13 protein-coding genes and 1 riboswitch are annotated in these 9,577 nt (G+C 62.7%); of the genes, 7 read left to right on the forward strand and 6 right to left on the reverse strand.

Translation table 11 applies throughout. The annotated features are described in order from the left end of the window. The first annotated feature begins 30 nt into the window (after positions 1-30). The 3 genes from gutM to gutQ all read left to right on the forward strand — a co-directional run bounded on the left by gutM (position 31) and on the right by gutQ (position 2,208). Positions 31-387: a transcriptional regulator GutM gene (gene gutM, locus ACUTSC_RS23180; RefSeq protein ID WP_141967260.1), complete on the forward strand. Its 357-nt coding sequence runs from the start codon at positions 31-33 to the stop codon at positions 385-387. 83 nt (positions 388-470) lie between these two features. Then, a complete protein-coding gene (gene srlR, locus ACUTSC_RS23185; RefSeq protein ID WP_033635559.1) occupies positions 471-1,244 on the forward strand; it encodes a glucitol operon DNA-binding transcriptional repressor SrlR in 774 nt (257 codons plus the stop codon). Then, entirely contained in the window at positions 1,237-2,208 is a 972-nt protein-coding gene (gene gutQ, locus ACUTSC_RS23190; protein WP_107227825.1) for an arabinose-5-phosphate isomerase GutQ, read from the forward strand. The genes srlR and gutQ overlap by 8 nt, the downstream gene beginning before the upstream one ends. Before the next feature lie 39 nt (positions 2,209-2,247). Here the strand turns inward: gutQ and ACUTSC_RS23195 are convergent, their stop codons facing one another. The 3 genes from ACUTSC_RS23195 to thiM form a co-directional block, all read right to left on the reverse strand. Beyond that, positions 2,248-2,706 (reverse strand): inhibitor of vertebrate lysozyme family protein, encoded by a 459-nt coding sequence (locus ACUTSC_RS23195; RefSeq protein ID WP_025303880.1) that lies wholly within the window; start codon positions 2,704-2,706, stop codon positions 2,248-2,250. 84 nt (positions 2,707-2,790) lie between these two features. Next, a complete protein-coding gene (thiD, locus tag ACUTSC_RS23200; protein WP_197768732.1) occupies positions 2,791-3,591 on the reverse strand; it encodes a bifunctional hydroxymethylpyrimidine kinase/phosphomethylpyrimidine kinase in 801 nt (266 codons plus the stop codon). Continuing rightward, positions 3,591-4,382: a hydroxyethylthiazole kinase gene (gene thiM, locus ACUTSC_RS23205; protein ID WP_197768733.1), complete on the reverse strand. Its 792-nt coding sequence runs from the start codon at positions 4,380-4,382 to the stop codon at positions 3,591-3,593. Before thiM ends, thiD begins: the two co-directional genes overlap by 1 nt. A gap of 35 nt (positions 4,383-4,417) precedes the next feature. Continuing rightward, positions 4,418-4,514, reverse strand: a riboswitch (TPP riboswitch). 141 nt (positions 4,515-4,655) lie between these two features. Between thiM and ACUTSC_RS23210 the strand changes: the two genes are divergently transcribed. Together ACUTSC_RS23210 and ACUTSC_RS23215 are read left to right on the forward strand one after the other, a co-directional pair. Then, a complete protein-coding gene (locus tag ACUTSC_RS23210; protein WP_197768734.1) occupies positions 4,656-5,081 on the forward strand; it encodes a GNAT family N-acetyltransferase in 426 nt (141 codons plus the stop codon). Positions 5,082-5,182: 101 nt separating this feature from the next. Then, complete coding sequence (locus ACUTSC_RS23215; protein ID WP_070913875.1) at positions 5,183-5,863, forward strand: methyltransferase; 681 nt, start codon at positions 5,183-5,185, stop codon at positions 5,861-5,863. Here the strand turns inward: ACUTSC_RS23215 and ACUTSC_RS23220 are convergent. After that, positions 5,840-7,069 (reverse strand): MFS transporter, encoded by a 1,230-nt coding sequence (locus tag ACUTSC_RS23220; RefSeq protein ID WP_197768735.1) that lies wholly within the window; start codon positions 7,067-7,069, stop codon positions 5,840-5,842. The two genes, ACUTSC_RS23215 and ACUTSC_RS23220, sit on opposite strands and share 24 nt — an antisense overlap. A 95-nt stretch (positions 7,070-7,164) precedes the next feature. On the opposite strand from ACUTSC_RS23220, the gene ACUTSC_RS23225 reads away from it, so the two are divergent. Continuing rightward, the gene (locus ACUTSC_RS23225) at positions 7,165-7,623 is read left to right on the forward strand and encodes a winged helix-turn-helix transcriptional regulator (protein ID WP_197768736.1); all 459 of its coding nucleotides are present in this window, start codon (positions 7,165-7,167) and stop codon (positions 7,621-7,623) included. On the opposite strand, the gene ACUTSC_RS23230 is transcribed toward ACUTSC_RS23225, so the two are convergent. Together ACUTSC_RS23230 and ACUTSC_RS23235 are read right to left on the reverse strand one after the other, a co-directional pair. Next, complete coding sequence (locus ACUTSC_RS23230) at positions 7,620-7,880, reverse strand: DUF1158 family protein (RefSeq protein ID WP_197768737.1); 261 nt, start codon at positions 7,878-7,880, stop codon at positions 7,620-7,622. The genes ACUTSC_RS23225 and ACUTSC_RS23230 overlap by 4 nt on opposite strands. 55 nt (positions 7,881-7,935) lie before the next feature. Then, a complete protein-coding gene (locus ACUTSC_RS23235) occupies positions 7,936-8,316 on the reverse strand; it encodes a putative T6SS immunity periplasmic lipoprotein (RefSeq protein ID WP_197768738.1) in 381 nt (126 codons plus the stop codon). 212 nt (positions 8,317-8,528) lie between these two features. Here ACUTSC_RS23235 and rluF point away from each other — a divergent pair, with 212 nt between their 5' ends. Then, positions 8,529-9,398: a 23S rRNA pseudouridine(2604) synthase RluF gene (rluF, locus tag ACUTSC_RS23240; RefSeq protein ID WP_197768739.1), complete on the forward strand. Its 870-nt coding sequence runs from the start codon at positions 8,529-8,531 to the stop codon at positions 9,396-9,398. Positions 9,399-9,577: the final 179 nt, after the last annotated feature.

The raw sequence follows: 9,577 nt of genomic DNA on the forward strand, positions 1-9,577 counted from the left end.
TTCGGCAGAAGGGGGCCTAAGGAGAACCCCATGACTCAAGCTCTGATCGCCTTCGCGCTGCTGGCCTGGCTGCTGCAAATCGCCTTCGGCTGGTGGCAACTGCAGCGCTTCAATCGCGCCTTCGACGGCCTGTGCCAACTGGGCGCCGTCGGCGTCGGCCGTTCCGGCGGCCGTTTCCGCCCGCGAGTGGTGCTGGCGCTGGCCTTCGACGCCGATCGGCGGGTGTGCGGCAGCCTGTTGCTGCGCGGCCTGACCGTTTTCGCCCGGCCCCGCCCGCTGCCTAGATTGCACGGTTTGCATCAGCGGGATTTGCGCCCGGATGTGATCTTCCCCGAGGATCGCGCATGCCAGTCTGCACTATCGTTAGCGATTGAACCCAAATCGTGATATTTTCACATTAAAAGGCATTACCTTTCATAGTGAATTATTCAGCGAGGGAAAATGCCCCACTCTTGTGAACGGGAATCGCGATGAAACCAAAGCAGCGGCAGGCCGCTATCCTTGAATATCTGCAGCGGCATGGCAAAACGGCAGTGGACGCCCTGGCCGAGCATTTCTCCACCACCGGCACCACCATCCGCAAGGATCTCACCCTGCTGGAAGAAGAAGGCGAGGTGATCCGCACCTACGGCGGCGTGGTGCTCAGCCGCGACGACGGCGATCAGCCGATCGACCGCAAAACCCATATCAACACCGAGAAAAAACGCCACATCGCCAGCGCCGCCGTGGCGCTGATCGCCGACGGCGACTCGCTGATCTTCGACGCCGGCAGCACGGTGCTGCAGATGGTGCCGCATCTGGCGCAGTTCAATAACATCACGGTGATGACCAACAGCCTGACCATCGTCAACGCGCTGGTGGAGCTGGACAACGATCAGACCATCCTGATGCCCGGCGGCACTTACCGCAAAAAATCGGCCTCGTTCCACGGCAGCCTGGCCGAATCGGCGTTTCAGCAGTTCAGTTTCGACAAGCTGTTTATCGGCGCGGACGGCGTCGATCTTAACGCCGGCGTCACCACTTTCAACGAAGTGCACAACGTCAGCAAAGCGATGTGCGAAGCCGCCGGCCGCATTATTCTGTTGGTAGACTCCTCGAAATTCGGCCGCAAGAGCCCGAACGTGGTGTGCGAACTCAGCGCCGTCGACACGCTGATCACCGACCGAGACATCAACCCCGATTACCTCGCCGCTCTGCAGGCGAAAGGCATCAATATCCTTCTGGTAGGAGACCCCGATGAGTAACGCCAACGCCCTGCTCGCCTTCGCCCGCGAAACGCTGGAGATCGAGCTGACCGAAGCGCAACGCCTGCTGGCGCGCCTGGACGACAACTTCGTCTGCGCCTGCGAACTGCTGCTGAACTGCCGTGGCAAAGCGGTAATTTCCGGCATCGGCAAATCCGGCCATATCGGCAAGAAAATCGCCGCGTCGCTGGCCAGCACCGGCACACCGTCGTTCTTCGTGCACCCGGCGGAGGCGCTGCACGGCGATCTCGGCATGATCGGCGCCGACGATGTGGTGGTGTTCATCTCCTACTCCGGCCGCGCCAAAGAGCTGGATCTGATCCTGCCGCTATTGGCGGAGAATGGCATTCCGGTGATCGCCATCACCGGCGGCAAAGAGTCGCCGCTGGCGCTGGCCGCGGCCTGCATGTTGGATATCGGCGTCGAGCGCGAAGCCTGCCCGATGGGGCTGGCGCCGACCTCCAGCGCGGTCAACACGCTGATGATGGGCGATGCTCTGGCGATGGCGCTGATGCGCCAGCGCGGTTTCAACGCGGAAGATTTCGCCCGCTCGCACCCGGGCGGCAGCCTGGGGGCGCGCCTGTTGAACCGCGTGCATCACCTGATGCGCACCGGCGATCGCCTGCCGCGCGTGAGCGAAAGCGCCAACGTGATGGAAGCGATGCTGGAGCTGAGCCGCACCGGGCTCGGGTTAGTGGCGGTCTGCGACGCACAGCAGCGGGTGGTGGGCGTATTTACCGACGGCGACCTGCGCCGCTGGCTGGTGAAGGGCAACAGCCTGCAGGATCCGCTCAGCCCGGCGATCACCCGCCCCGGCTATCGGCTGCCGGAGCAGTGGCGCGCCGGCGAGGCGCTGGAAGCGCTGCACGAACAGCACATCAGCGCGGCTCCAGTGGTCGATATGGACGGCGTGCTGGTCGGGGCGCTCAACCTGCACGATCTGCATCAGGCCGGCATCGGCTGATCAACGCCGGGGGCGCCATCACCGGCGCCCCCGGTCAGATCATTTCCAGTCGGGATTGTTCTCGAACTGCTGCTTCAGCAGCGCTTTCATGTCGTCATCCGGCTTGCCGAGCCACTGATACTTGGCGTATTTCTTCGGATGATCGACGGCTTCCGGCCGATCTTCCACTTCCACCCGCACGCCCCAGGCCTGGGATTTGTCCGCGCTGAACGCCACGATCAAAAAGTTGTTGCCGCAGTCGTGCGGCTTGCACAGGTTGCCGACCAGATACTCTTTGCCCTTCCAGTTCAGGTTCTGTGCCGGCGTAGAGGTGCCGACGCCCTTGCGCGCCCAGCCCGGCATCCGCGCCTGGCCTTTCACCATGTTTTGCCAACTGGCCTGATACCCCGGCTGCTGAATCAAATCCGACGTGGTGACGATCTGCTGGGCAAAGCTGCCCGCGCTGAAGCTGAGCAGTGCGCCGAAGAGGGCGCAACGCAGCGCCTGGTGTCCCGTCATAGTCCTTCTCCCTAGGTTAAATCAGGTTTCGCCCATAAAACCGGGCCTGAACTAGTCAGACCACGGTTGCGGCAAAAAGTTGACTCACCACCAGGCATGGAAATGATGCACCGGCCCGATGCCGTGCCCCACTTCCAGCGTGTCCGCCTGTTGCAGCGCTTGTTGCAGGTAGTCCTTGGCGGCGGCCACTGTAGCCGCCCAGTCGGCATGGCGCGGGCGCAGCGCCGCCAGCGCGGCCGAGAGCGTGCAACCGGTGCCGTGGGTGTGGCGGGTGGCGACGCGCGGTGCGGTAAAGCGCTGCTCGCCTTCTGCGGTAAACAGCCAGTCCGGGCTCTCGCTTTCGCTCAGGTGGCCGCCCTTCATCAGCACCGCCTGGCAGCCCATCGCGAGCAGCGCCCGCCCCTGCTCACGCATCTGCGCTTCATCTTCCGCCGGCGCGCACGCCAGCAGCGCCGCCGCTTCCGGCAGGTTCGGCGTAATGATCGACACCTGCGGCAACAGCTCGCGCCGAATAGACGCCACCGCCTCCGGCGCCAGCAGCGGATCGCCGCTTTTCGCCAGCATCACGGTGTCCAGCACCACGAACTCCGGCCGGTAATGGCGCAGCCGTTCGGCCACCGCCTGCACGATGTCGGCGTTGGCCAGCATGCCGATCTTGACGCTGTCGATGCGCACGTCGCTGAACACCGAGTCCAGCTGCGCGGCGACGAACGCCGGATCGATGTAATACACCGACTGCACGCCGCGGGTATTCTGCGCCACCAGCGCGGTGATCACCGAGGTGCCGTAGGCGCCGAGCGCCGAGAAAGCCTTCAAATCGGCCTGAATGCCGGCGCCACCGCTGGGATCGGTGCCGGCGATGGTCAGCGCGTTAATGCGTTTCATCACAGATCCTCCCCGCGCAGCTGATACAGGGCATCGAGGAACGCCGGCGTAAAGCTGCCCGGCCCGCCGGCCTGTCTGGCCGCGAGGCCGCCGCAGTGGGACATCACCCGGCAGGCGGTCGCCACGTTGTCCAGGCGATCGCCCGGCAGGGCGCAAAACGCCGCCGCCACCGCCGACAGCGCGCAGCCGGTACCCACCACCCGCGTCATCAGCGGGGAACCGCCTTCGATCGCCCAATCGCGTTGGCCGTCGGTGACGTAATCCACCGCGCCGGTGACCGCCACCACCGCGCCGCTGCGCTGCGCCAGCTCACGCGCGGCGGGCAATGCCGCCAGCGAATCGTCGCCGCTGTCCACGCCGCGGCCGCTGGCCAGCAACCCGCTGAGCGCCATGATTTCCGAGGCGTTGCCGCGTATCGCCGCCGGTTTCTCGTCCAGCAGCTGTTTAGCAAAGGCGGTGCGGTAGGAGAGCGCGCCGACCGCCACCGGATCCAGCGTCCAGGGCTTGCCGGCCTGATTGGCGGCGGCCACCGCCGCCCGCATCGATTCGGCGCGCAGCACATTGAGGGTACCGACGTTGATCAGCAGGCCGTCGGCCAGCTCGCTGAACTGCGCCGCCTCTTGCGGCTCCACCACCATCGCCGGGGAGGCGCCGAGCGCCAATAGCACGTTGGCGGTCAGCGATTGCACCACTTCGTTGGTCAGGCAGTGGATCAGCGGAGGCCGCTGTTGGAATTGGGTCAGACAGGCCGCGGCGCGAGCGCCGGGTAGTCCATCAGGTCGAGCGATCATATTCCTCCCAACCGGCGTTCAAGAAGGCGGCGCCGGCTGGGCGGCCGTGACTTCCCTACGCTGGCATTATCCAGATCAGGTAATACGGGTATTTCTCAGCCTTCACGTAGAAGGGCACCCCGAGTCATGAAAATCAATAGGTTGTGATCAACGTTGCGTTAATCCCTGCAGGGGATCATGCCAGCGACGGCGCGGACAAACAAGCGAATAAATTGCCCGGCGGGCATACGCCGCGCAATGCGCTATAGTGAGCACAAACCACCGGGAGATGCCATGCAGATAAGACCCTACCAAGAGACCGATCGCCCCTTCCTGCGCACGCTGTACCTGGCGTCGCGCAAGGCGGCGTTCGGCTGGCGCGATACCTCAAACTATCAGTTGGAAGATTTCGACGGCGCGACGCTGGGCGAAGCGATTTGGGTGGCGGAAGACGGCGGCGTGCTGCTGGGATTCGTCTCCGTCTACCGCGAAGACAACTTCATTCATAACCTGTATGTCGCTCCCCATCAGCCGCCGCGCGGCGTCGGCAGTGCGCTGCTGCAGGCGGCGGAAGCTACCTTCACCGCCACCGGCTCGCTGAAATGCCTGGTGAAGAATGAAAAGGCGCTGGCGTTCTACCGTAAACACGGCTGGCGCATCATCTCTACCGGCAACGCCGGCGAGGAAGATTATTACCTGATGCATTCGCCGGCCCGCTAACGCCGCCTTTCCCGTCACAGAACTCATTAATGATAATGGATTTCATTATCAGTTAAGCATACCCTTCCTTGTCTCTCTCAATGAACTTGGCAAGGAAGGTTATGCAACACCAAACGGATACACGCTTCCCCGATGCCGCAGCGGCGGACTACGATCGCCGTATTCTGACCCTGGTGCCCGGCTATCAGTTTGCCCAGGCGCTGCTGACGGCGACGCTCGCGCAGACGCTGCCGAATGACGCCACGCTGTTGCTGGCCGGCTGCGGCACCGGCAGTGAACTTGAGGCGCTGGCCGCCGCCAACGCCAGCTGGCGTTTCAGCGCCGTGGAACCCTCCGCCGGCATGTTGGCGGCCGCGCGCGCCAAGGCCGAAGCCGCGGGTTACGCACAACGGGTGAGCTTCCAGCCCACCTTGCTGCAACAAGCGCCGCAAACCCGCCACGACGCGGCGGTGTGCTCATTGGTGCTGCACTTTATCGCCGACGATGGCGCCAAACTGGATTTCCTGCAGCAGTTGGCGCAGCGCCTCTCCCCCGCTGCACCGCTGCTGCTGTTCGACTATCAACCGGAGGGCCTGCCCGTCAGCCATTACCAACACTGGCTGCAAAGCGCCGGGCATTCGGCGGCGCAGGCGCAGGAGGTGATCGAACGCACCCGCCGCAACTGGCACCCGATGGCGGCGGCACGCAGCCGTCTCCTCCTGGCGGAAAGCGGCTTCACCGCGCCTCAGCAGTTGTGTGGTGCGCTGGGCTTCCAGCTTTCACTGCTCCACCGCCGTCGCTGAGGGCGGCATGCCGCGCAGCGTCAGCCGCCAAAACAGCAGCGCGCTCAGGCTGACGCCCGCCCCCAGCCAGCAGACGCCGCTCCAACCCGCCCAGGCGTACATATGGGTGCCGGCAAAGGCGCCCAGCCCGCTGCCGACGGCGTAAAACAGCATGTAGCAGCCCACCAGCCGGCTGTGCGACTGCGGGTGCGCGCGGAAGATCATGCTCTGGTTCAGCACGTGGATCGCCTGGCCCGCCAGATCCAGCAGCACGATGCCCGCCACCAGCCAAACCAGGCCGCTGCCGAGCAAACCGAGCGGCAACCAGGCCAGCGTCAGCAGCAGCAGACACACGCCGCTGGCCGCCTGCCCCAGCCCGCGATCCGCCAGATGCCCGGCGCGCACCGCCGCCAGTGCGCCCACCGCGCCGACCAGGCCGAACGCCCCCACCGCGGCATGGGTGAAGTTGAACGGCGCCTGGCTCAGCGGCAACACCAGCGAACTCCAAAAGAGGCTGAAAGCGCCGAACATCAGCAGCGCCAACATGCCGCGAATTTGCAGCGTGCGGTCATGCAGCAACAGGCTCAGCATCGAACGCAGCAGCGCGGGATAGCTCAGCGTACTGGGAGCGGTGCGCGGCGCAGGCAGCAGGCGCGACAAAATCGGCAGCAATACCAGCGTCACCCCGGCAGAGAAGAAATACACCGTGCGCCAGCCGCCGACGTCCGCCAGCGCGCCGGACAGGGTGCGCGCCAGCAGCAACCCCAACACCACTCCGCCCTGCGCCGCACCGACCACCCGCCCGCGCTCTTGCGGCGCCGCCAGGGCTGCGGCGTAAGCGATCAGCCCCTGCGTCATGGCGGTGCCCAATAAGCCTACCAGCAACATCCCTACCAGCAGCCAGGGCGCGCTGTGCGCCCAGCCCACCAATAGCAGCGCGCCGATCAGCCCCAGCTGTTGCCCCGCCAGCAACCGATGCCGGTTCAGCCGATCCCCCAGCGGCACCACCAACAGCAGCGCCAGCGCGCAGCCCAACTGAGTCACGCTGATCACCATGCCGACCGCCGCCAGGCTGATGGAAAAATCATGGGCAATAGCGTCCAGCAGCGGCTGCGCATAGTAAACGTTGGCCACGCTGAAGGCGCTGGCGGCGGCCAACAGCAGCACCAGGGTGGCCGGCAGGCGCCCCAGCACCGCACAGGGGGGATCCAGCAGTTTGTCGCTCATTGCACACCTCAATCTGGTTTCATTATTAAACTCAATGAACTTTAGGTGTAGAGGTTTTATAATGCAACCAGAATATACAGATGGAGATAACCGCCGTGAAACGTAAAAGCCTGGAAGACGCGCCGTGCCCGGTGGCGCGCACGCTGGATGTGATTGGCGACTGGTGGTCGCTGCTGATCGTGCGCGACGCTTTCGACGGCGTCACCCGCTTCAGCGAATTTCAAAAAGGGCTGGGGATGGCGAAGAACATCCTTGCCACCCGCCTGCGCGCGCTGGTGACGCACGGCGTGTTGGAGATCGTGCCCGCCGCAGACGGCAGCGCCTATCAGGAATATGTGCTGACCGAGAAAGGCCGCGCGCTGTTTCCGGTGATCGTCGGCCTACGCCAGTGGGGGGAAGATCATCTGTTCGCCGAGGGAGAGGCGCACTCAACGCTGGTGGAAAGCGACAGCGGCCGCCCCGTCCCGCGCCTGACGCCGATCGGCAGCGCCGGGCAAACGCTCACCCCGCTGAATACCCGGGTGGTGAAGGTGGGGAACGGTGATAAGAGTTAGTGGCGGTGCCCGCAGCTCACCCGCTGAAAAACCTGGCGGATAAAGAGCCATTCCAGACATCCGGCCAGCAGATAAACCGCGCCAAAAACGAGCGCACCAAACCATTCCGTATCGTTAAAATGGAAAAACCCACTGGCGTCAATCAGCCAAGCGGTTTGATTCTGGCTTAGCCTGGGTGCAGGAAAAAGCTTTATTGTCAGCACAGCCAGCCCAACAACAGCCAATGCGTTAGCGAGCAACAGGGCAAGTTTTTTCATAGCCTTTCATTCTACAACCTAACGCAGTCCAACAAACTAAACCTAAGAACATGCGTTAATGGTTAACCCTCAGGTTGCCCCGTTCGTCGGAGACAACCATGAATGCGGCGGTAATCAAATGCGAACCTTCGGGTGTCTGTATATCGTAGGCGACGGAATAACGCTTCCCTGGCCGAAAAGCATAGTCGAATACCGGCATGCACCTCCCCGGCTCAACGAAGAAAACGTCATTATCGATAGCTTTAATGAGCTTATCGCCTGATTCGCTATAAATCTGAACGAAGCGAATATTATCCCCCGCCTTCATAGAAGAAAGAATGCAGACATGGTTATCTTTGGCAGTGACGACGGCGGGGAAGCGCGGAGTCAGCTTATCGCCAGGCCCCGGACAGCCGCCCAGGAAGCAGGCCGTGAATAGAACCACATATTTTTTCATGCTACCCATTCCTTATACGCGGCTCTGTATACCGCAGAGGCTCCCTATCGACTAATGCTCACTCATCGCTGTCTGAATTGTTTTATTATCCTAACCCGCTTAAAAAAAGAATCTATACCTTAACGTCTAACGTGAATCACGGCCGGAAGCCTTAACGATTCGCTTCGCAGCGTCATTCGGGTAATGTATAGTCCGCGTTTTACGGAGATCCCATGCTGACTAACTCATCCATTCGTCTGAACAAATACATTAGCGAGAGTGGTATCTGCTCACGCCGCGACGCCGATCGATACATCGAACAGGGCAACGTTTTCATCAACGGTAAACGCGCCACCGTCGGCGCTCAGGTATTTGCCGGGGATGTCGTGAAGGTTAACGGTCAGCTGATCGAACCGCGCAATGAAGAAGATCTGGTGCTGATCGCGCTGAACAAGCCGGTCGGCATCGTCACCACCACCGAAGACGGCGAGCGCGACAACATCGCCGACTTCGTCAACCACAGCAAACGCATCTTCCCGATCGGCCGTTTGGACAAGGATTCGCAGGGGCTAATCTTTCTGACCAACCACGGTGACCTGGTCAACAAGATCCTGCGCGCCGGCAACAATCACGAGAAAGAGTATCTGGTGACGGTCAACAAGCCGGTGACCGACGAGTTTATTCGCGGCATGGGCGCCGGCGTGCCGATGCTGGGCACGGTGACCAAAAAGTGCAAGGTGAAGAAAGAGGCGCCTTTCGTGTTCCGCATCACGCTGGTGCAGGGGCTGAACCGCCAGATCCGCCGCATGTGCGAACACTTCGGCTACGAGGTCACCAAGCTGGAACGCACGCGCATCATGAACGTCAGCCTGAAAGGCTTGCCGCTGGGCGAATGGCGCGATCTGACCGATGACGAGCTGATTGAACTGTTCAAACTGATTGAAGGCTCCTCGTCCGAGGCCAAGCCGGCGAAGAAGGCCCCGGCCAAATCCGCCGCGGCGAAAAAGCCGAGCGCCGGCGGCCCGAAAGGCGCCGACAAAGCCGCTGCGCCGGCCGGCCGCAAGCGCTTTGCCCAGCCAGGGCGCAAGAAAAAAGGGCGTTAACCCCCGCTCGTTCTTCTCGCCAAGCCCGCCATTGCGCGCAATGCTGATCAGTTAGCGTTTTTCTGCAGGCGTTCGTGACATTTTCGGTCGATAAAAGTGAGATGCTCCATGTGGCTCACGCACCTCGACCGAGCCAGGGGCCGAAGGCGCGGCACCTGGCAACCCGCGCCTTTGCCCTA

The organism is Serratia sp. TSA_105.2, from assembly GCF_052692115.1.